The 20,961-nt window shown below is 73.4% G+C and carries 21 protein-coding genes, 1 tRNA gene and 1 pseudogene; 10 read left to right on the plus strand and 13 right to left on the minus strand.

Going from position 1 to position 20,961, the window contains the following annotated elements; all coding sequences use genetic code 11:
• Position 1: 1 nt before the first annotated feature.
• The 7 genes from ACFV7Q_RS01340 to ACFV7Q_RS01370 form a co-directional block, all read right to left on the minus strand.
• Positions 2-1,222: an acyl-CoA dehydrogenase family protein gene (locus ACFV7Q_RS01340; protein ID WP_385422303.1), complete on the minus strand. Its 1,221-nt coding sequence runs from the start codon at positions 1,220-1,222 to the stop codon at positions 2-4.
• Positions 1,223-1,231: 9 nt separating this feature from the next.
• A complete protein-coding gene (locus ACFV7Q_RS01345; RefSeq protein WP_385422304.1) occupies positions 1,232-2,269 on the minus strand; it encodes a phosphotransferase family protein in 1,038 nt (345 codons plus the stop codon).
• Positions 2,270-2,438: 169 nt separating this feature from the next.
• Positions 2,439-3,350 carry an MBL fold metallo-hydrolase gene (locus ACFV7Q_RS01350; RefSeq protein ID WP_385422306.1) on the minus strand — a complete coding sequence of 304 codons (912 nt, stop codon included), beginning with the start codon at positions 3,348-3,350 and terminating at the stop codon, positions 2,439-2,441.
• Positions 3,351-3,427: 77 nt separating this feature from the next.
• Entirely contained in the window at positions 3,428-3,724 is a 297-nt protein-coding gene (locus ACFV7Q_RS01355; protein WP_385422308.1) for a hypothetical protein, read from the minus strand.
• 125 nt (positions 3,725-3,849) lie between these two features.
• Positions 3,850-4,176, minus strand: a complete 327-nt coding sequence (locus ACFV7Q_RS01360) for a DUF202 domain-containing protein (protein WP_385422310.1) — start codon at positions 4,174-4,176, stop codon at positions 3,850-3,852.
• Complete coding sequence (locus ACFV7Q_RS01365; RefSeq protein ID WP_385422312.1) at positions 4,173-4,571, minus strand: YidH family protein; 399 nt, start codon at positions 4,569-4,571, stop codon at positions 4,173-4,175. Before ACFV7Q_RS01365 ends, ACFV7Q_RS01360 begins: the two co-directional genes overlap by 4 nt.
• 9 nt (positions 4,572-4,580) lie before the next feature.
• Positions 4,581-5,123 carry an NUDIX hydrolase gene (locus ACFV7Q_RS01370; RefSeq protein WP_385422314.1) on the minus strand — a complete coding sequence of 181 codons (543 nt, stop codon included), beginning with the start codon at positions 5,121-5,123 and terminating at the stop codon, positions 4,581-4,583.
• A 75-nt stretch (positions 5,124-5,198) separates the two neighbouring features.
• On the opposite strand from ACFV7Q_RS01370, the gene ACFV7Q_RS01375 reads away from it, so the two are divergent.
• A complete protein-coding gene (locus ACFV7Q_RS01375; RefSeq protein ID WP_385422316.1) occupies positions 5,199-6,854 on the plus strand; it encodes an FAD-binding dehydrogenase in 1,656 nt (551 codons plus the stop codon).
• 144 nt (positions 6,855-6,998) lie between these two features.
• On the opposite strand, the gene ACFV7Q_RS01380 is transcribed toward ACFV7Q_RS01375, so the two are convergent.
• Positions 6,999-7,424, minus strand: a complete 426-nt coding sequence (locus ACFV7Q_RS01380) for an ASCH domain-containing protein (RefSeq protein WP_385422318.1) — start codon at positions 7,422-7,424, stop codon at positions 6,999-7,001.
• A gap of 303 nt (positions 7,425-7,727) precedes the next feature.
• Here ACFV7Q_RS01380 and ACFV7Q_RS01385 point away from each other — a divergent pair, with 303 nt between their 5' ends.
• The 3 genes from ACFV7Q_RS01385 to ACFV7Q_RS01395 all read left to right on the plus strand — a co-directional run bounded on the left by ACFV7Q_RS01385 (position 7,728) and on the right by ACFV7Q_RS01395 (position 11,962).
• Positions 7,728-8,675, plus strand: a complete 948-nt coding sequence (locus ACFV7Q_RS01385; protein ID WP_385422320.1) for a hypothetical protein — start codon at positions 7,728-7,730, stop codon at positions 8,673-8,675.
• Between the two features lie 65 nt (positions 8,676-8,740).
• Entirely contained in the window at positions 8,741-10,294 is a 1,554-nt protein-coding gene (locus ACFV7Q_RS01390; RefSeq protein ID WP_385422322.1) for an APC family permease, read from the plus strand.
• Positions 10,295-10,525: 231 nt separating this feature from the next.
• Entirely contained in the window at positions 10,526-11,962 is a 1,437-nt protein-coding gene (locus tag ACFV7Q_RS01395) for an amino acid permease (RefSeq protein WP_385422324.1), read from the plus strand.
• Positions 11,963-12,050: 88 nt separating this feature from the next.
• Here ACFV7Q_RS01395 and ACFV7Q_RS01400 read toward each other — a convergent pair whose 3' ends face one another.
• Both ACFV7Q_RS01400 and ACFV7Q_RS01405 read right to left on the minus strand, forming a co-directional pair.
• Positions 12,051-12,410: a zinc ribbon domain-containing protein YjdM gene (locus tag ACFV7Q_RS01400; protein ID WP_385422326.1), complete on the minus strand. Its 360-nt coding sequence runs from the start codon at positions 12,408-12,410 to the stop codon at positions 12,051-12,053.
• Positions 12,411-12,500: 90 nt separating this feature from the next.
• Positions 12,501-12,588: transfer RNA gene (locus ACFV7Q_RS01405), tRNA-Leu, on the minus strand.
• 165 nt (positions 12,589-12,753) lie between these two features.
• Between ACFV7Q_RS01405 and ACFV7Q_RS01410 the strand changes: the two genes are divergently transcribed.
• The 4 genes and pseudogenes from ACFV7Q_RS01410 to ACFV7Q_RS01425 all read left to right on the plus strand — a co-directional run bounded on the left by ACFV7Q_RS01410 (position 12,754) and on the right by ACFV7Q_RS01425 (position 15,366).
• Positions 12,754-14,079, plus strand: a complete 1,326-nt coding sequence (locus ACFV7Q_RS01410; RefSeq protein ID WP_385422328.1) for a M20/M25/M40 family metallo-hydrolase — start codon at positions 12,754-12,756, stop codon at positions 14,077-14,079.
• Positions 14,080-14,208: 129 nt separating this feature from the next.
• Positions 14,209-14,442 carry a chaplin ChpH gene (gene chpH, locus ACFV7Q_RS01415; RefSeq protein ID WP_385422330.1) on the plus strand — a complete coding sequence of 78 codons (234 nt, stop codon included), beginning with the start codon at positions 14,209-14,211 and terminating at the stop codon, positions 14,440-14,442.
• Between the two features lie 141 nt (positions 14,443-14,583).
• Positions 14,584-14,727, plus strand: a pseudogene (locus ACFV7Q_RS01420) (chaplin); the annotation flags it as partial.
• 471 nt (positions 14,728-15,198) lie between these two features.
• Positions 15,199-15,366 (plus strand): hypothetical protein, encoded by a 168-nt coding sequence (locus tag ACFV7Q_RS01425; RefSeq protein WP_385422460.1) that lies wholly within the window; start codon positions 15,199-15,201, stop codon positions 15,364-15,366.
• Between the two features lie 39 nt (positions 15,367-15,405).
• Here the strand turns inward: ACFV7Q_RS01425 and ACFV7Q_RS01430 are convergent, their stop codons facing one another.
• On the minus strand, positions 15,406-15,594 hold the full coding sequence (locus tag ACFV7Q_RS01430) for a DUF5703 family protein (protein ID WP_385422332.1): 189 nt from the start codon (positions 15,592-15,594) through the stop codon (positions 15,406-15,408).
• Between the two features lie 47 nt (positions 15,595-15,641).
• On the opposite strand from ACFV7Q_RS01430, the gene ACFV7Q_RS01435 reads away from it, so the two are divergent.
• A complete protein-coding gene (locus ACFV7Q_RS01435) occupies positions 15,642-16,298 on the plus strand; it encodes a hypothetical protein (protein WP_385422334.1) in 657 nt (218 codons plus the stop codon).
• Between the two features lie 99 nt (positions 16,299-16,397).
• Here ACFV7Q_RS01435 and ACFV7Q_RS01440 read toward each other — a convergent pair whose 3' ends face one another.
• Positions 16,398-18,785 (minus strand): helix-hairpin-helix domain-containing protein, encoded by a 2,388-nt coding sequence (locus ACFV7Q_RS01440; protein ID WP_385422336.1) that lies wholly within the window; start codon positions 18,783-18,785, stop codon positions 16,398-16,400.
• Positions 18,782-19,777: an aldo/keto reductase gene (locus tag ACFV7Q_RS01445; protein WP_385422338.1), complete on the minus strand. Its 996-nt coding sequence runs from the start codon at positions 19,775-19,777 to the stop codon at positions 18,782-18,784. The genes ACFV7Q_RS01440 and ACFV7Q_RS01445 overlap by 4 nt, the downstream gene beginning before the upstream one ends.
• Before the next feature lie 102 nt (positions 19,778-19,879).
• Here ACFV7Q_RS01445 and ACFV7Q_RS01450 point away from each other — a divergent pair, with 102 nt between their 5' ends.
• Entirely contained in the window at positions 19,880-20,929 is a 1,050-nt protein-coding gene (locus tag ACFV7Q_RS01450; protein WP_385422340.1) for an LLM class F420-dependent oxidoreductase, read from the plus strand.
• Positions 20,930-20,961 lie beyond the last annotated feature (32 nt).

A 20,961-nucleotide genomic window follows, 5' to 3' on the forward strand; every position in this document is an offset into this window, starting at 1 on the left:
GTCAGCGGTACCGCTTCAGCTCCCGGTGCGCCAGCGAGCGCTGGTGCACCTCGTCCGGCCCGTCCGCGAGCCGCAGCGTCCGCGCCGCCGCCCACAGCTCGGCCAGCGGGAAGTCCTGGCTCACCCCGCCCGCACCGTGCAGCTGCACGGCGTCGTCCAGGATGCGCACCACCGCCCGCGGGGTGGCGATCTTGATGGCCTGGATCTCGGTGTGCGCCCCGCGGTTGCCGACGGTGTCCATCAGCCAGGCCGTCTTCAGCACCAGCAGCCTCAGCTGCTCCACCGTGACCCGGGCGTCCGCGATCCAGTTCTGCACGACCCCCTGCGCGGCCAGCTCCTTCCCGAAGGCCGTACGCCCCACCGCGCGCCGGCACATCAGCTCGATCGCCCGCTCCGCCATGCCGATCAGCCGCATGCAGTGGTGGATCCGGCCGGGGCCCAGTCGGGCCTGGGCGATCGCGAAGCCAGCGCCCTCCTCGCCGATCAGGTTCGCGGCGGGCACCCGCGCCCCGTCGAAGACGACCTCGGCATGCCCGCCGTGGTCGTGGTCTTCGTACCCGTACACGGTCATCGCCCGGCGGACCTCGACGCCCGGGGTGTCGCGCGGGACGAGGACCATCGACTGCTGGCGACGCGGGTCGGGCCCGTCCGGATCGGTCTTGCCCATGACGATGAAGACCCGGCAGTCCGGGTTCATGGCGCCGGAGATGAACCACTTGCGCCCGGTGACCACGTACGCGTCCCCGCTCGCGGAGCGCTCGATCCGGGTCTCGATGTTGGTGGCGTCCGAGGAGGCGACCTCGGGCTCCGTCATCGCGAACGCGGACCGGATCTCCCCTTCCAACAGCGGCTCCAGCCACTGCTTGCGCTGCTCCTCGCTGCCGAATTGCGCGAGCAGCTCCATGTTCCCGGTGTCCGGGGCGGCGCAGTTGGTCGCCGTCGGGGCCAGGTGCGGGCTGCGGCCGGTGATCTCGGCGAGCGGGGCGTACTGGAGGTTGGTCAGGTCGGCGCCGTAGCGCGCGTCGGGCAGGAAGAGGTTCCACAGGCCGCGGCGGCGCGCCTCGGCCTTCAGTTCGCCGAACACGGCCGGGGTGTCCCAGGGCGAGGCCAGCCGCGCGCGCTGCTCGGCGGCGACGGGTTCCGCCGGGTAGACGTACTCCTCCATGAACGCGAGGAGCCGTTCGCGGAGTTCCTCGGTCCGGGCGTCGAATGCGAAGTCCATGGGTGTGCCTCAGCCTTCCTGGAGGGTGGTCAGACCGTGCTCGATGAAGACCGGGACCAGTTCGCCGATCCGGTCGAAGCCCTCGCCCACCGTCTGCCCGAGCACCCAGCGGTAGTGGATGCCCTCCAGGATCACGGCGAGCTTGAACCAGGCGAAGGCCGTGTACCAGGCGATGTCCCCGGTGTCCCGGCCGGAGCGGGCGGCGTACCGCTCGATCAGCTCGGCCGGCGCCGGATGGCCCGGCGCGGCGCTCGTCGTGCTCACGGGAGAGTCGGTGAGCCCCAGGTCGGAGCTGTACATCACCAGCAGCCCGAGGTCGGTCAGCGGATCGCCGAGCGTCGACATCTCCCAGTCCAGCACCGCCCGTACCGCGTCCCCGGGTCCGCCGACCAGCACGTTGTCGAGCCGGAAGTCCCCGTGCACGACGGTGGCGGCGGGGGAGCGGGGCAGGGCGCGGCCGAGTGCCCCGTGCAGCTCGTCGATGCCGGCGAGGTCCCGGCCCCGGGAGGCCGCGAGCTGCTTGGCCCAGCGGCGCAACTGCCGGTCCAGGAAGCCCTCGGGCCGGCCGAAGTCGCCGAGGCCGACCTCCTGCGGGTCCACCGCGTGCAGGTCGACCAGGGTGTCCACCAGGCCCAGCACCACGCGCCGGGTCCGCTCGGGCCCCAGCGCGGCCAGCTTCCCGGCGGTGCGGTACGGGACCCCGTCCACGAACTCCATGACGTAGAACGGGGCCCCGAGCACCGATTCGTCCTCGCACAGCAGGACGGGCTCCGGCACCGGGACTGCCGTGCCGTGCAGCGCCGCGATGACCCGGTGCTCGCGGCGCATGTCGTGCGCCGTGGCCAGGACGTGCCCGAGCGGCGGGCGGCGCACCACCCAGCGGGCGGTCCCGTCGTCGACCTCGTAGGTGAGGTTCGACCGGCCGCCCTCGATCAGCCGGCCGCGCAGCGGCCCGGCCAGGAGCCCCGGGCGTTCACGGTCCAGATGGTCGCGCAGCCGCTCCAGGTCGAGGCCCCGGGGAGCGGCCGGGGCGGTCGCTGGGGTCATGGTGCACACCTCCGTACGGAAGTTGACGGTGACGGAGGCCATCATGCCGACCAGTCGGTATGTCGTCCAGTGCGCCGGCCCCCGGACGCGGGCCGCCGGCAAGCATCCGGGGCCCGGGACCAGGGTCCCGGGCCCCGGAATCCGAGCCCCGAGGATCCGGGCCGCGGGGTCAGGCGTGGCAGAGGATCGGCTGTCCGCCGTTCATCACCGTCATGTCCCGCAGCACCACCGCGATGTCCAGCGGAGCCCCCTCCGGCTCACCCGCCAGCTCCGCGTACGCCCGGTGCAGGTTCGCCACCAGCCGCTCGCTCTCCCGCCAGGCCGCGAACTCGCCGAGGTCCGCCGCCCGCGCCGCCTCCAGCGGGGTCAGCCCCTTCGCCCCGCCCTCCCGGGCGAGCTCGGCCACGTACCGCAGGTAGCGCTCGGTGGACTCGTACGCCGAGGGGTCGGTGAGCGGTCCGTGGCCCGGTACGACTGTCTCCGCGTCCAGGGAGCGCAGCAGCTCCAGCGCCCGCAGCGAACCGGCCAGCGAACCCATGGCCAGGAACGGGGTGCCGCCGGAGAAGATCAGGTCGCCGGTGAAGACGACCCGCTGCCGCGGCAGCCAGACGATCGAGTCACCGGTCGTGTGCGCCACGCCCGGGTGGATGACCTGCACCTCCGTGGCGCCGAGGTGCAAGGTCATCCGGTCGCTGTACGTGAGGTCCGGCGGGGTGATCTCGATCGCGCCGAAGTCGGTCGCGGGCCAGATCAGCTCCAGCTGGTGCCCGGCGGCGAGCTGCTCGGCGCGGGCGCCGTCGTGCCCGACGATCAGGGCCTCCGGGGCGAACACGCCGTTGCCGTACGTGTGGTCGCCGTGGTGGTGGGTGTTGACCACGGTGCGCGGCAGCGGCACCCCGGCGGCGACGACCGCCTCGCGCAGGGCCAGCGCCCTCCGCTCCGTGGCGGCGGTGTCGACGAGCAGCGTCCGCCCGCCGTCGCTGACGAAGCCGGCGTTGTTGAGGCACCAGCCGCCGTCCGGCTGGACGTAGGCGAACACCCCGTCCGCGGGCTGGACGACGTACGGCTTCTCGGCGGTCATCTGCGCTCTCCCCGGGTCGCTGTGGCAGGTGATCAGCATCCTGTCAGCCGGACCCGGCCCGGGGGAGAGGGGGCGCGTCAGTGGTCGTCGTAGTGGCCTTCGTGCGCGGCGTGCCGGTGGCCGTCGTGCAGGTAGTCCAGGTGGTCGCCGTGGCGGACGGAGTCGTGTCCGCAGCCCTCGCCGTGCGCGTGGGCGTGGCCGTCGTGCGGGGTGTGGGCGGTCGTCTCGCACTCGTCCCAGTGGCCGGCGTGTTCGCGGTGCAGGTGGCCGTCGTGTGCGTAGTCCACGTGGTCGCCGTGGGCGACCTCCGTGTGCCCGCAGCCGGGGCCGTGCGCGTGCTCGTGCGTGGGGTGTTCCTGGTGGAGGGTCGTCATGGCGCAGAGGCTAGTGCGCTACCTCCCTGTTTGTCCGTTGTGTGCGCAGTGGCGTGGACAGGTCGCACGATCCGATGGGCAGCTCAGAGGATGAGCCGTGGCGTTCGGGTGGCGACCCGGGGCGTTCACAGGATGACCGCCACCGCGAACACCGCCAGCGCCACCGAGCACGCCACCGCCGCCAGCGCGGCCCGGGGCGCGAGGCCCGGCGGCCGGGCCACGGCCAGCTCCCGGATCCTCCGGTGCGCCACCCACAGGAACAGCAGCCACACCAGCGCGATCACCGCCGCCCCGGCCACCTCCGCCGAGCCGCCCGAGCCGCGCATCGCCTGTCGCAGCGCGAGGACCGCCACCACCGAGCACGCCAGCGTCGTACGCCGCCACGCCAGCCGGGTCCGCTCCGGTTGCAGCCCCGCGTCGCGGCCGTCCGAGGCCGCGGACGGACGCGTCACCGCCCGTCCGTCCAGCCGAGCAGCACGGCCACCACCATCACCGCCGCAACCAGCCCCACCCCCAGGCTCAGCAGCACCGGGAACCGGGACAGCGGAAGGTCCTCGCCCCGCCGCATCGCCCGCTCGCAGCGCACCCAGTGGTTCACCGCCCGCAGCGCGCAGGCCGCGCCCACCACCAACAGGGCGAGGGCCATCCCGACGCGCACGCCCCAGCGCAGGTCCGGCAGGAACTGGTCCACCGCGAAACCGCCGCCCACCAGGGCGAGCGCGGTCCGGATCCAGGCCAAGAACGTCCGCTCGTTGGCCAGGGAGAACCGGTAGTCGGGCGTCTCGCCCTCGCCCCGCAGCCGCTGCGGGGCGAACCAGAGCCTGACGTCCTTGCCGAAGTCGATCACCCGGCCAATCTACGTCCCGGTCTGCGTCCGGGCCGCCCGGAAGGCCCGCAGCCGCCGGTACGCCTCCAGCCCGTCCGGCACCCAGGGCCACTCGCCGCCGTCGATCCGGGCCGCCAGCTCCTCCTCGGGCAGCCACGCGTGCCAGGCCACCTCGGACTCCTGCGGCCGCACCGGCAGCTCGCAGCGCACCTCGTGCACGTACGACCACCAGGCCCCGCCCGGCCCCTCGTACAGGAACTTGAACAGCGGTTCCGGCTGCGCCAGCCCGGCCACCCCCAGCTCCTCCCCGGCCTCCCTCAGCGCGGCCGAGGCGTAGTCCTCGCCTGCGCCCAGCACGCCGCCCACGAACATGTCGTAGTGGGACGGGAACACCAGCTTCGAAGCGGTCCGCCGGTGCACGAACACCCGCCCCGCCGCATCCCGGGCCAGTACGAACACGCACCGGTGGAGCAGCCCCCGCGCGTACACCTCGCCCCGCGGCGCCCGCCCGGTCACCCGGTCCTCGCGGTCCACCACGTCCAGCACTTCATCAGCAGCACTCACACGGTTCATCCAACCACCGCCATTGACGGGTTACCGCTCCGTAGCAAAGGATCTGCCCCACCAGCGACCGGAGGACGACTTCGTATGACGTACGACGCAGACGTGATCGTGATCGGGGCCGGGCTCGCGGGCCTGGTGGCCACCGCCGAGCTCGTCGACGCGGGCCGCACGGTGATCCTGCTCGACCAGGAGCCCGAGCAGTCCCTCGGCGGTCAGGCGCACTGGTCCTTCGGCGGCCTGTTCTTCGTCGACTCGCCCGAACAGCGCCGGATGCGGATCAAGGACAGCCGTGACCTCGCCCTCCAGGACTGGCTCGGCACCGCCGGCTTCGACCGCCCCGAGGACACCTGGCCCCGCCGCTGGGCCGAGGCGTACGTCGACTTCGCCGCCGGAGAGAAGCGGCCCTGGCTGCACGCCCGGGGCGTCCGCTTCTTCCCCGTGGTCGGCTGGGCCGAACGGGGCGGCTACGGCGCCCTCGGCCACGGGAACTCCGTACCCCGCTTCCACATCACCTGGGGCACCGGCCCCGGCCTGGTCGAACCCTTCGCACGGCGGGTCCGCGCCGGGGCCGACCGCGGGCTGGTCCGGCTGAAGTTCCGCCACCGCGTCACCGGGCTGACCCGGACCGCGGGCGCCCCGGACACCGTGACCGGCGAGATCCTGGAGCCGTCCACCGCCGAACGCGGCTCCGCGAGCAGCCGCACGCCCGTCGGCACCTTCTCCCTGCGCGCCCAGGCCGTGATCGTGGCCAGCGGCGGCATCGGCGGCAACCACGACCTCGTGCGCAAGCAGTGGCCCGCCCGGCTGGGCACCCCGCCGCAGCGGATGCTCTCCGGGGTCCCGGCGCACGTGGACGGGCTGATGCTGGGCATCACCGAGGACGCCGGCGCCCGCCACATCAACAAGGACCGGATGTGGCACTACACCGAGGGCATCGAGAACTGGGACCCGATCTGGGCCCGCCACGGCATCCGCATCCTGCCCGGCCCCTCCTCGCTCTGGCTGGACGCCACCGGCAGGCGGCTGCCCGTACCGCTCTTCCCCGGCTTCGACACCCTCGGCACCCTCGACCACATCATGCGGACGGGCCACGACCACACCTGGTTCGTGCTCAACCGGCGCGTCATCGGCAAGGAGTTCGGCCTGTCCGGCTCCGAGCAGAACCCCGACCTCACCGGCAAGTCCGTGCGCGACGTCATCGACCGCGCCCGGCAGGCCGTACCGGCGCCCGTCCAGGCCTTCATGGACCGCGGCGCGGACTTCGTCGTCGAACGCGACCTGCCCGCGCTCGTCCGCGGCATGAACGCGGTCACGGGTCAGGACCTGCTCGACGAGGCGACCGTCCGCCGGGAGGTCGAGGCTCGGGACCGGGAGATCGCCAACCCCTTCACCAAGGACCTCCAGGTCACCGCGATCCGCGGCGCCCGCAAGTACCTCGGCGACCGGCTGATCCGCACCGCCGCCCCGCACCGGATCCTGGACCCCGCGGCGGGCCCGCTGATCGCCGTACGGCTGTCCGTCCTGACCCGCAAGTCCCTCGGCGGCCTGGAGACCGACCTGTCCTCGCGCGTGCTCACCGAGTCCGGCGACCCGCTGCCCGGCCTGTACGCCGCCGGCGAGGCGGCCGGCTTCGGGGGCGGCGGCGTGCACGGCTACCGCGCACTGGAGGGGACCTTCCTCGGCGGCTGCATCTTCTCGGGCCGCGCGGCGGGCCGGGCCGCGGCCGCGGCGGTGGGCTAGCGACGGAGGCCGCCGTACGGGGCCTCATGAGGGCCGTGGGGGGGGCGTCACGGAGGGCCGTGGGGGCGGGCGGGCAGCCGTCCGGCAGCGCGACCCCCCTCGTGCCCCTGCGGTTGCGGCCCCCGCCCCCGGCCCCTGCCCGGTTCAGCCGATCCGCTCGACGACCCGGAACCGCTCCGCGATCACCAGGGTGTCGTCGTCGACCGTGTAATCCGGGTCGCCGAGCACCTCCCGGATCGGATCGCTGTGCCAGAACCTCTCGTGCGAGGCGCGCCATTCGGCCACGGACGCGTACCCCTCGCCCTCGTCGAGCGCGTGCTGGAGGTCCACGTCGGCGAGCCGCACCACGCGCACCTCCGTGACCTCGACCACGGCGACCGCCCGCTCGTCCGAGTCCACCAGGACCGCCCGGTCGCCCGGTTCGGGCAGCGGCTCGCCCTCGGCCTCGTACTCCGGCAGCAGGCCCGTCGTGGAGGTCTTCGCCCCGCTCAGCACGGCCGCCACCAGGGCGTCGCGCAGCGGCCCCGGGAAGCCCAGAGGATAGGGGGGAAGGTCTGCGTACGTCGTCATGGGCCCACCCTACGGCCCGCTCCGCCGCCCACCCGAAGCGGAACGAGAACCTCAACTCTGTGCAGCCCAGCACCAGTTGAAACGCGCCACCCGATGGACCGGACCTTGACTCGGAGCTGTGCCTACCGGTTTGCTGTGCGTGATCATCCCGCGTCGCGCCCGCAGTCCCGTCGTGCGCGACGGAGTAACCGTGGTTCCAGCCGCTCGTCGTCCAGTCGCCCCGTCGTGCCACCCGTCCCCGTCATGCCCGTCGTACGTGCCGAACCGTCCGCCCGCGCCCGTGTCCTGGAGGGAAAACCGCGGATGTCCCCGCCTCCGCCGCCCCTCGGCCGCGCCCGCAAGCGGGAGGCCCAGCTCTTCGACCCGGCCCTGTGCGACACCGAACTCGTGGACGTACGTGCCCAGTTCACCCAGGGTCGATGGGCCAGGGCCCGCGCCCTCCTCGCCGGCACGGGGGACGACTGGGACCGCCGTGGCCACCGGATCGTCGTCCTCGCCGAAACCCCCGCCGCGACCGCCTGGGCCGACGAGTGGCTACTCGCCGAACCCGACAGCGCCGACGCCGCCACCCTCCTCGCCTGCGCCGCCGTCTTCACGGCGCTGCGCCGCAAGGGCACGCCGGAGGCGGCCGAGGAAGCCTGCCACCGGGCCGCCGCCCTGCTGCCCGCCGACCCCACCCCCTGGCTCGGCCTGCTCATGCTCTCCCGCGCCTTCGGCTCCCAGGAGGAGTTCAGCCGCCACTTCGACCAGGTCCGGGCCCGGCACCGGGAGCACCACCACGCCCACCACCTGATGGTGGCCCGCCTCGCCGAGCACGCCCCCGCCTCCGGCCAGGACCCCCTCCACGAGGTCTACGACTTCGCCGCCTGGGCCGCCGAGGAGTCCCCGGCCGACTCCCCGCTCGCCGTCCTCCCCGTCATCGCGCACGCCGAGCGCTACCGGGTCCTCGCCGCAGCCCACGGCCGCAGCCCCGACGGTGCCGCCGCCCACTGGTCGAGCCGCCGCGCCCGCCAGGTGCTGCGCGCCGCCTTCGACTGGTGGCTGGAGTGGGAGCGCGAGGACCACCCCCGCAACCGGGTCGACCTCAACTTCCTCGCCCACGCCAAGCTGTGCGAGGGCCGCCCCGCCGAGGCCGCCGCCCTCTTCCACCGCATCGGCAGCCACGCGACCCGGGCCCCCTGGTCCTACCCCGACCTCGACCCCCGCAAGGCGTTCCTCGCCGCCCGCAACGCCGCGCTCGGCACCGCTTGACGCGGCGAGCCGCCGACGCACCACCCCCGCACCGCTCGACCTTCCTTCCCCCGAAAGGACACCCCATGGCGACGGGCAGACCCACCACGCTCGGCACCCCGCCCGGCACCGCCGAGATCCGCACGTACAAGGGCCAGGAGCGGGCCCTGCGCGCCGACCGGCTCGGCACCGCCGGCCTCCTGCTCTCCGTACTGGCCGCCAGTGCCCCCCTGATGGTGGTCGCCGGTGTGATGCCCACCACCTTCGGCGTGATGGGCGTCGTCGGGCAGCCCCTGCTGTTCGTCATCCTCGGCGTCGTGCTCGCCCTCTTCGGCGTCGGCTACGCCGAAATGAGCCGCCACGTCCACAATGCCGGCGCCTTCTACGCGTACATCGCGCGCGGCCTCGGCCCCACCGCCGGCGCGGGCGCCTCGCTCGTCGCCCTCGTCGCCTACAGCGCCATGCAGGTCGGCGTCTACGGCATCCTCGGCTACGAGGTCTCCGGCCTCTTCGCCACCTACCTGAAGACCGACCTCGCCTGGTGGATACCCGCCCTGGCCGCCGTCGCCGTCACCGGCGCGCTCGGCTGGCTCAAGATCGACCTGAACGCGCGGGTCCTCGGCGTCCTGCTCCTCATCGAGTGCGCCCTCGTCGTCGTCTTCGACGCCGCCGCCCTCGCCGACCCCGGACCCCAGGGCCTCTCCCTGCACGCCTTCAACCCGGCCACCCTCGGCGGGGCCGGCCTCGGCACGGCCCTGTGCTTCTGCATCGCCGCGTTCGTCGGCTTCGAGCAGTCCCCGGTCTACGCCGAGGAGACCAGCAAGCCCCACATCGTCGTCTCCCGCGTGATGTTCCTCGCGGTCGGCTTCGTCGCCCTCTTCTTCGCGCTGAGCGCCTGGGCCCTCACCGTCGCCACCGGCCCCGCCGAGGTCGTCAAGACCGCCGCCGAGGCCGGGCCCGGCCTGCTCTTCCAGCTCACCGAGGAACGCCTCGGCGCCACCTTCACCGACGTCTTGCACGTCCTGTTCGTGACCGGCATGTTCGCGGCGATGCTCAGCTTCCACAACGTCGTCGCCCGCTACGCCTTCGCCATGGGCCGCGAGGGCCTGCTCCCGGCCGCCTTCGGCCGCACCAGCGCCGGCACCGGAGCCCCCGCCACCGGCTCCCTGCTGCAGACCGCCGTCGCCACCGTCGTCGTCCTCGCCTTCGCCGTCACCGACGACAAGCCGAACGGCGACCCCACCGCGCCCGTCCTGCACCTGTTCACCTGGATGGGCAGCGTCGGCGCCCTCGGCGTGACCCTTCTCATGGCTGCCGCCTCCTTCGCCGTGATCGCGTTCTTCGTCCGTCGCGGCACCGCCTCCGCCCAGTCGTGGCGGCTCCTCGCCGCCGGCGCCGCCGGGCTCTCCCTCCTCGGCATCGCCGCGTACACCGTGAAGGACTTCGGGGTCCTCGTCGGCGCCGGCGAGGGCTCCGCGCTCAGCTGGGTGCTGCCCGGCACCATCGGCGCCGCCGCCGTGGGCGGCCTGCTGTACGGGGTCGTGCTGCGCAGCCGGAAGCCGGAGGTGCACGCCCGGATCGGCCTGGGCAACGAGGCCTTCCGGCTCGACCAGGCCGCGGAGGCCGGCCCGCACGCCTGACCTACCGGCGGACGGCCGCCGCCCTCGCTTTCTCCTCCGCACGAGGCCCCCGACACCTGTTTCCAAGGTCGCCGGGGGCCTTCGTGCACAGGGCCGGGTTTTGGCCATGGCCGAGGCTCATGGTCTCCTATGGCGACAAAAACCACCGGAACCCCGCACAGGTGACACCACCCAGCTCCCCTGCACGGCGGCCCGGACCTGCCTGTCCCACCCACGAAGGCGAAGTCCCACATGAGTGACCGCACCTTGACCGAGGCCCCCGCCCCGGTCTCCGCCTCCCACGTCGACGCAGGTGACGAGGGTTACAGCAAGGACCTCAAGTCCCGCCACATCAACATGATCGCCATCGGCGGGGCGATAGGCACCGGCCTGTTCCTCGGCGCCGGCGGCCGGCTCGCCGGCGCGGGCCCCTCCCTCGCGATCGCGTACGCGGTGTGCGGCATCTTCGCCTTCTTCGTCGTACGGGCCCTCGGCGAGCTCGTCCTGTACCGCCCCTCCTCCGGCGCGTTCGTCTCCTACGCGCGCGAGTTCATGGGGGAGAAGGGCGCCTACACGGCCGGCTGGCTGTACTTCCTGAACTGGTCCACGACCACTGTGGCCGACATCACCGCCGCCGCCACCTACGCGCACTTCTGGTCGATGTTCACCACCGTCCCGCAGTGGGTCCTGGCGCTGATCGCCCTCGCCGTCGTCCTCGCCGCGAACCTGATCTCGGTGAAGTACTTCGGCGAGATGGAGTTCTGGTTCTCCCTGATCAAGGTCGCCGCCCTGGCGATCTTCCTGGTCGTCGCCATCTACCTGGTCGCCACCAGCCACGACATCGGCGGCCACACCCCGGGCCTGTCCACCATCACCGACAACGGCGGCATCTTCCCGTCCGGCGTCCTCCCGATGCTGCTCGTGGTCCAGGGCGTCGTCTTCGCCTACGCCTCCGTCGAGCTGTGCGGCGTCGCCGCCGGCGAGACCGAGAACCCCGAGAAGATCATGCCGAAGGCGATCAACTCGATCATGTGGCGCGTCGGCCTCTTCTACGTCGGCTCCGTCGTCCTGCTCGCGATGCTCCTCCCGTACACCGCGTACTCCAGCGACCAGAGCCCCTTCGTCACCGTCTTCGACAAGCTCGGCATCCCCGGCACCGCCGGCATCATGAACCTCGTCGTGCTGACCGCGGCCCTCTCCAGCCTGAACTCCGGCCTGTACTCCACCGGCCGCATCCTGCGCTCGATGGCCATGGCCGGCTCCGCCCCGAAGTTCACCGCCCGCATGAACAAGGGCAAGGTCCCCTACGGCGGCGTCCTGTTCACCGCCGCCTTCGGCCTCGCCGGCGTCGGCCTGAACTACCTGATGCCGAAGGACGCCTTCGAGCTCGTCCTGAACTTCGCCTCGCTCGGCATCCTCGGCACCTGGGCGATGGTCATGATCTGCTCGCTGTTCTTCTGGCGCCGCGCCCAGCAGGGCCTGGTCGAGCGCCCCTCGTACCAGCTGCCCTGGGCCCCGTACACCCAGGTCATCACCCTGGTCTTCCTCTTCTCGGTGCTGGTCCTGATGTGGTGCGACGGCGGCGTGGGCCGCACCACCGTCCTGTGCGTCCCGGTCATCGCCGCCCTGTTCGTCGCCGGCTGGTACCTGGTCCGCCGCCGCGTGGCGGAGATCGCCGCCCGCAGCTGACGTCCTGAACGACGGAAGGACCCCCCGCCGCCCGGCGGGGGGTCCTTCCGTCGTTCCACGGGCTCCACGGCCCGCCGCAGGCCCTCGATCAGGCCTTCTTCACCACGCTGGACTTCAGCTGCATCGCCCCGAAGCCCTCGATCCGGCAGTCGATGTCGTGGCCGTCGACGCCGTCCACGAGGCGGATGTTGCGCACCTTGGTGCCGGCCTTGATCCCCGAGGCGCTCCCCTTCACCTTGAGCGCCTTGACGACGGTCACGGAGTCGCCGTCCTGCAGGACGTTTCCGACGGAGTCCCGGACGACCCGCGCGCCGGCCGCGTCCGGGTCCTGGGCGCCGTCCTCGGCGGGGACCCACTCGTGACCGCACTCGGGGCAGACCACGAGCGCGTTCATCTCATAGGTGTACTCACAGGAGCATTTCGGGCAGGGGGGAAGATTCTCGATCACGTTCCCAGGGTAGCCCCGCCCCAGTGACGGCACCGCTCGCGGGGAGGAGTCGGGAAAAGCAGAGAACCCCACATGAAGTGGGGTTCTCAGTGGTGTCCGAGGGGGGACTTGAACCCCCACGCCCGATAAAGGGCACTAGCACCTCAAGCTAGCGCGTCTGCCATTCCGCCACCCGGACTAGGTGTTTGTCTCGCGGCCCTCGGCCGTTCCGACGTGGAAAACATTACCAAACATTCCGGGGTGCTCGATCACCTCCCCTGCGGCCGGGGATCGCCCTTGGGCGGAGCGGGTCGAAGCGGGAGGATGGGGAGGCGCAGTCGGACCGATCAGTGGAGGAAGCAGCGTGAGCCAGTCGAGCGCGGGCAGGACCGTCTCCGGCGAGGACGAGGTCGTCGACCTCTGCCGGGACCTCATCCGGATCGACACCAGCAACTACGGGGACCACTCGGGCCCCGGTGAGCGCAAGGCCGCCGAGTGGGTCGCGGAGAAGCTCGCCGAGGTCGGGCTCGAACCGCAGATCTTCGAGTCCCACAAGGGGCGCGCCTCGACCGTCGCCCGGATCGAGGGCGAGGACCCCTCCCGTCCCGCGCTGCTGATCCACGGGCACACCGACGTGGTGCCGGCGAACGCCGCCGACTGGACGCACGACCCGTTCTCCGGCGAGATCGCCGACGGGTGCGTGTGGGGCCGCGGCGCCGTCGACATGAAGGACATGGACGCGATGACGCTGGCCGTCGTCCGCGACCGGCTGCGCAGCGGCCGCAAGCCCCCGCGGGACATCGTGCTGGCCTTCCTCGCCGACGAGGAGGCGGGCGGCCTGTACGGCGCCCGGTACCTCGTGGACAAGCACCCCGGGCTGTTCGAGGGGGTCACCGAGGCGATCGGCGAGGTCGGCGGCTTCTCGTTCACCGTCAACGAGAACCTGCGGCTGTACCTGGTGGAGACCGCCCAGAAGGGCATGCACTGGATGCGGCTCACCGTGGAGGGCACGGCGGGCCACGGCTCCATGACGAACACCGACAACGCCATCACCGAGCTCTGCGAGGCCGTGGCGCGGCTCGGCCGCCACCAGTGGCCGGTGCGCGTCACCAAGACCGTACGGTCCTTCCTGGACGAACTCTCGGATGCGCTGGGCACCCCCCTCGACCCCGACGACATGGACGCCACCCTCGCCAAGCTGGGCGGCATCGCCAAGATGGTCGGGGCCACCCTGCGGAACTCGGCCGCGCCGACCATGCTGGGCGCCGGCTACAAGGTGAACGTCATCCCCGGCCAGGCCACCGCCCACGTGGACGGCCGCTTCCTGCCCGGCTACGAGGACGAGTTCTTCGCCGACCTCGACCGGATCCTCGGCCCGCGCGTGAAGCGGGAGGACGTGCACGGTGACAAGGCGCTGGAGACCGACTTCGACGGCCGCCTCGTCGACGCCATGCAGAGCGCCCTCAAGGCCGAGGACCCGATCGCGCGCGCCGTCCCGTACATGCTGTCCGGCGGTACGGACGCCAAGTCCTTCGACGACCTCGGCATCCGCTGCTTCGGCTTCGCGCCGCTGCAGCTGCCGCCGGAGCTGGACTTCGCGGGGATGTTCCACGGGGTGGACGAGCGGGTGCCGGTGGAGGGCCTGAAGTTCGGGGCGCGGGTGCTCGACCGGTTCATCGACGAGTGCTGAGATTCGCGCGGGTGTGCGCATTCCACTGAGAAGAGTGAATGCGCTCATACGCTCGTAGCCCCGGTGATCCCTCCTCGTTACAGGTGATGCGGTCCGCGGCTGGGACCGCATTGCCTACTAGGAGGAACAATGCTCAAGAAGGTTGTGGCCGCTGCTGCCGCCACCGGTGGTCTGGTTCTCGCGGGTGCGGGTCTCGCCGTTGCCGACGCCGGCGCCCAGGGTGCGGCCATCGGCTCCCCCGGTGTCCTGTCCGGCAACGTCGTTCAGGTTCCGGTCCACATCCCGGTGAACGTCTGCGGCAACACCATCAACGTTGTCGGCCTGCTGAACCCGGCCTTCGGCAACACCTGCGTCAACGCCTGACGCACCTGAAGTCTTGGGCCCCGGAACGCATCCCAGCGTTCCGGGGCCGCCGGGCTTCAGGGCCCGGCCGATCGTTTTTTCAGCTGGGGGATCACACAGATGCGACGACAGGCAGCGGTCACCAGGAAGACCCTGATCACCATGGCGGCGGCAGGAGGTGTGCTCGCGCTCGGTGGGGGATACGCGCATGCGGACTCCGGCGCGTCCGGCCGTGCCGCCAACTCCCCGGGCATCCTGTCCGGGAACAACGTCCAGGTGCCCGTGGACGTTCCGGTGAACGCCTGCGGGAACACCGTCACGGTCGTCGGAGGCCTCAACCCGGCCTTCGGGAACCGCTGTTCCAACGAATCCGCGAACCCGGGCGGGCCGACGAAGCCGACCCAGCCGGGCAAGCCGGGCAAGCCGAAGCCGGGTGATCCGGGACACCCGGGGAACCCCGGACACCCCGGCTATCCGGGCCAGCCCGGTCACCCGGGGAACCCCGGAGGGCCGGACGAGCCGTGCGACGAGGGCGAGCACCCGGGCAACCCGGGTACGCCCGGCCAGCCGGGCACTCCGGGTCAGCCGGGGACGCCTGGCACTCCGGGTCAGCCCGGTCAGCCCGGTACTCCCGGTCAGCCCGGTACTCCGGGTACGCCCGGTACGGGTACGCCGGGGCAGCCCGGTACGCCTGGTCAGCCCAGTAACCCGGGTCAGCCGGGAACTCCCGGTACGCCGGGTCAGCCCGGTACGCCGGCGGGTCCCGGTACCGGAACGGTGACTCCGGGAACGGACACCGGGATCGGGGTCGGGGTGGCGCCCGCCCAGCAGGCGGGACTCGCGGCGACCGGTGCCGGTGACGTCCTCGGCGTGGGCCTTCCGCTCGCCGCCGGAACGCTGCTCGCCGGCACCTTGCTCTACCGGCGCGCCCGCAACACGGCCTGACGGGCCTTCACGGCGCGGGCCCCGTCCACGGGGCCCGCGTCACCACGTGGCGCGGACCTGACGGATGATCCGCCGCCGCAACCGCACGCGCCGGCTGCCGTCGCGGTGCAGGGTGAGCCGGTCGAGCTCCCATTGCCCGTACTCGGCATGGTCGGTCAGCAGTCGGGTCGCCTCGCTGCGGGGAACCCCGCGGGGCACGTACACGTCGACAAATTCGTATTCCGGCATCGCATCTATTGTGCGGGCACGGCCCCGCTACGGATAGCGTCTGCACTATGTCTGATGCCGCTCTGCCCACTGTTGCCGAGGTACGCGCCGCCGCCGAGGCGGTCAAGGCCGCCATCGACCGTCACCTCGCCGCGGTCGAGAGCAGGATCGGGGACGAGGACCCGGCCGTCTACGCCGCATTCAACGAACTCGCCGCCGCCGCCGAGGAGTACGACGAACTGCTCTACGACCGGTACGACGAGGTCACGCCGTTCGAGATCCCCACGCCCGAGGACGGCGCCCCGTACCGCGGTCCCGCCGAGCCCGCCGCGTTCAGCGTGCTCATCCGCCGCGACTACACCGTCGCCAAGCCCGCACGGCTGATCGCCCAGGCCGACCGGGTCGCAAGGCACGACAGAGAGGCCGAACGCGTCCACGACGGCGGCACCGCCGGCGCGCTCGGTGTCCTCTTCGGGGAGTACGAGCCCGACGAAATCGCCTCCCGCGCCAAGGACTTCGGCCTGGAGGAGGGCGACTCGACCCTGTGGATCGCCGCCTCGCACGAGGCCGCGGAGCCGGGGGAGTGGCTGGGCTCGCCCTTCGCGGGCATCGATCCGCAGGACGTACTGCACCGGTTCGACGTCAGCTCCGTCTTCGACGACGACGAGGACGAGGACGAGGACGAGGACGACGAGGCGGCGGAACGGGGCTTCGCCCCGGCCTGAGCCGCCCCGGCCCCCGGAACGGCGACGCGGCCCCGCCCGGCGGGACGGGGGCCGCGTCATCCGCTCCGGCGGCCACTCCGGCCACTCCGGCCACTCCGGCTACTCCGGCTGTTCCTCGGCCGCCGCCGCCAGCGACCTCAGCAGACCCGTCAACCGGGTCGTACGCGGCTTCGGCAGCACCTCCGCGACCGCCCGCGGCAGCGCCTGGTCGACGCCGTGCACCACCGACAGGTGCCGCTCGGCCCGGCCGAAGGCCGTGTACACCCAGTCCCGTGACAGCGCCTGCGCCGCATCACCGGGCAGTACGGCCACCACCGCAGGCCAGCGCATGCCGACGGCCTGATGGGCCGTCACCGCCCAGCCGTGCCGCACCTGCGCCGCCACCCGCTCCTTCGGTACGACGGTCCGCGAGCCCGCGGCGTCCAAGTGCAGTCCCTCCGCGTCCGCCGAGACCACCCGGCCCGGAACGGCGCGCCCCGGCGAGGGCACGTGGACGACCCGGTCGCCGGGGTCGAAGCCGTCGAACCGGCCCGGGCCGGGATTCAGCCGCTCCTTCAGCGCCGCGTTCAGCGCCCGGGTGCCCGAGGGGCCGCCGTGGGCCGGGGTGATGACCTGGATGCCGTCCGCCCCGATCCCGAAGGCCCGCGGCACCGACTCGGCCACCAGCTGCACGGTGCGGTGCACCGCCTCGCCCGCGTCGCGCACGGGGACGATGACGACCTCCTTGCCGGGTGCCTCGACCTGGTGCAGCTCGCCGATCCCGATGCCCGAGACCAGCTCGCCGAGCGGACCCGGATCGGGTACGCGGGAGGCCACCTGCGGGCAGGCGCGGGCCGCGAGCACGTCGGCGAACACCCGCCCGGGGCCCGCCGAGCCGAGCACCGCCGGATCCCCGGACAGCACCAGCCGGGCCCCGTCGGGCACCGACTCCACCAGCGCCGCGGCGCTCTCGACGTCCAGCTGCGGCGCGTCCAACACCACGAGCAGGTCCAGCGCGAACTGTCCGTCCGCGTCCCGCTCCGGCCCCTCGGTCCCGGCCAGCAGCCCGGCCACCGTGACGGTGTGCGGAGCCGGGGCGTGCGCGGCCAGACAGGTGCGCAGGCCCAGCTTCCCGGCGGCCTCCAGCAGGGCGAGCGGTTCGGCACGGGCCGCCTCGCCGCCGGTGTGGACGACCAGGCCGTGCGCGGCGACGGCCCGGATCAGCTCGGCGCCCGTGCCGCCGGCGGCCACCTCCTCCCAGCCCGCGGCGTCCGTGGCGCCGGTGAAGGTGCCGGCCAATCGGGCCAGGCCGTCGGCCAGGCTCTCCTCGGCCAGCGCGTACGCCTCCAGGCCCATCAGCACCCGTACGGGCTGCTCCTCGCCCTCCTCGGCGGGTGCGCCCACCGGCTCGTGGAAGACCAGGACCAGCCCCTCGGCGACGGCCTGCTCCAGGGCCCCGGCCGGTTGCGGAACCCCGTACTGGGCCAGCGCGGACTCCAGGGTGGGCCCCTCCAGGGCGGTGTGCCCCTTGAGGGCGGCCTGTTCCAGCAGCCAGCCGATGAGGGCGGCGGCGCGCCGCTCGTCGCCGGGCCCCGGGGCCGGGCCCAGCAGGGCGCGCGCGAAGGAATCCGCCTGCGTCGGGCGGACCCCGGCCACGGCCAGCAGCCGCCAGGGGTTCTCGGCGAGCGCGTCGGCGGCGGCTTCACCGAGGGCGGCGGCGGCCGGGCCGGCCAGGCCCTCGGGGGCGCCGCCGCGGGCCAGGACCACCCGTACGGACTCGACGTTCGCCGCGGACGGGGCGGTGGCGGTCGCCGCCGGGCGGGGGCGGGGCGGGGTCGCCGGTGCGGGGGCCGCCGGGGCGGGCCTGCGGGGAGCGGCCGGGGCCTCGTCGAAGTAGCGGGGCGAGGACTTCTCCCCGCTCTCCACGGCCCGTACGGCGGCCAGCAGGTCGGCGGCCTGGCCGCTGAGCTTGCCGCCGGCCTCGACCGGTCCCTGGCGCTGCGCCTTGCGGCGGGCGATGCGCTCCCGCTCGATCTTCTGTGCGGCCAGCTCGGCTTCGGCCTCGCTCATCTGCGGGGCCGCGGCGTCGCCCTCCGCGCCGGCGCTCCCGGTTCCGGCTCCGCCGGATGGGGCGGGGGCCGCGGTGCCGGGGCCTTCGTCCCCCTCGGAGGCGTCCTCCGGTCCGGCGGTGTCGTTCCCGGCCCCGCCGGATGCAGCGGGGGCCGCGGCGTCGGGGGTTCCGTCCTCGTCGGAGGCGGCCGCGGGCCCGGTGGTGCCGTCTTCGGCTCCGCCCGGCGCGGCGGGTGACCCGGCCGGGGCGCCCGGCGGCCGGGCCGCGTCGGCGGTGTCGGGGGTCGCTGTGCCGGCTGCCGGCGACCCGTCGGAGGGCGGGCCCGGGGTGCCGGCCGGATCCGCGGCGGCGGGGGGCGGGGTGGCCTCCGGGGCGGTCGGGGCCTCGCCCTGCGGGCCGGGGGAGGCCGGCTCGGCGGCGTGGCGGTCCGTACTCACAGCGTGCTCCAGTCCTGGTCGGGATAGCGGTGCACCGGGGCCGACACGTCGTCCAGCGCCCGGCGGATCTCCTCCGGAAGACTAAGGGCCTCCACCGACAGTGCCTCCGCCAGCTGCGCGGCCGTCCGCGCGCCGACGACCGGCGCGGCCACCCCCGGCCGGTCCCGCACCCACGCCAGCGCCACCTGGAGCGGGGTCACGGCCAGGCCGTGGGCGGCCGTCGCCACCGCGTCCACGATCCGGCCCGCCGCCTCGTCCAGGTACGGCTCCACGAAGGCGCCCATGGTCGGCGACGCGCCCCGGGAGTCCGCCGGGATCCCGGCCCGGTACTTGCCCGTCAGCACCCCGCGGCCCAGTGGCGACGACGGCAGCAGCCCGACGCCCAGGTCCAGTGCCGCCGGCAGCACCTCCCGTTCCACGCCCCGCTGGAGCAGCGAGTACTCCATCTGGGTGGCGGCCAGCCGGGTGCGGCCCCCGCCCGGCGCCGCCAGCTGCCAGGTCGCCGCCTTCGCCAGCTGCCATCCGCTGAACTCCGACACCCCCGCATAGCGGGCCCGCCCGCTGCGCACGGCCAGGTCCAGCGCTTCGAGGGTCTCCTCCAGCGGGGTCGCCGGGTCGAAGGCGTGGACCTGCCACAGGTCCACGTAGTCGGTGCCCAGCCGGCCCAGCGAGTCGTCCAGGGCGGCCAGTAGGTGTCCGCGCGAGCCGTCGAAGCGCCGGTCCGGGTCCGCGACACTGCCCGCCTTGGTCGCGATGACCAGCTCCCGGCGCGGCACCAGCCCGCCGACGAGCTGCCCGAGCAGGTACTCCGCCTCCCCGCCCCCGTACACGTCCGCCGTGTCGACGAGGGTGCCGCCCGCGTCCCAGAAGGTCTTCAACTGCTCGGCGGCACCCGCCTCGTCCGGCCCGTCCGCCGACCGGCCCCAGGTCAGGGTGCCGAGGCCGATCCGGGACACGCGCAGGCCGGTGCGGCCGAGATGCCTCTGCTCCATGACCGCTGAGACTACTGGGGCGCTGACGCGGCGGACCCGGGCGCGCTACAGTCCCTGCTCACAGCAACGTTACTGATCGGTAAACCGATAAGGGGACGACACATGCGGCTCGGCATCAACCTCGGCTACTGGGGCGCGGGCATGGACGCGGACAACCTCGCCGTGGCTCAGGAGGCGGACCGCCTCGGCTACGACGTGTGCTGGGCCGCCGAGGCCTACGGCTCCGACGCGCCGACCGTGCTCTCCTGGGTCGCCGCCCAGACCGAGCGCATCGACGTCGGCTCCGCGATCATGCAGATCCCGGCCCGCCAGCCCACCATGACCGCCATGACCGCCGCCACCCTGGACTCCCTCACCAAGGGCCGCTTCCGGCTCGGCCTCGGCGTCTCCGGCCCGCAGGTCTCCGAAGGCTGGTACGGCGTGAAGTTCGACAAGCCCCTCGCCCGGACCCGCGAGTACGTGGAGATCGTCCGCAAGGCGATGACCCGCGAACGCCTCTCCTACGAGGGCGAGCACTGGACCCTGCCCCTGCCCGGCGGCCCGGGCAAGCCGATCAAGTTGACCGTGCACCCGGAGCGTGAGCGCATCCCGCTCTACATCGCCGCCATCGGCCCGAAGAACCTGGAGCAGACCGGCGAGATCGCCGACGGCGCCCTGCTGATCTTCCCCGCCGCCGAGCACCTGGAGGCCACCGCGCTCACCCACATCCGGGCGGGCCGCGAGAAGGCCGGGCTCAGCATGGACGGCTTCGACGTCTGCCCGACCGTGCCGCTCGCCGTCGGCGACGACGTCACCGCCCTCGCGGACATGTTCCGCCCGTACACCGCCCTGTACGTGGGCGGCATGGGCAGCCGCAAGCAGAACTTCTACAACCAGCTCGCCCAGCGCATGGGCTACGAGAAGGAGGCCGCGGAGATCCAGGACAAGTACCTGGCGGGCGACAAGGCGGGCGCCGCCGCCGCCGTCCCCCACTCCCTGATCGACTCCACCACCCTGCTCGGCTCCGTGGACCGCATCGCGGACGGCATGCGGGCCTACGCCGAGGCCGGGGTCACCACCCTCACGCTCGCCCCGGCCGGGTTCACCCTGGACGAGCGGCTCACCGCCCTGCGCGCCGGCACGGAGGCCCTGGAGCGGGCCGGCCTCGCCTGATCCCGGACCGGACGGACCGGACGGACCCGGGG

Source organism: Streptomyces sp. NPDC059851, assembly GCF_042732005.1.
Classification (GTDB): Bacteria; Actinomycetota; Actinomycetes; order Streptomycetales; family Streptomycetaceae; genus Streptomyces.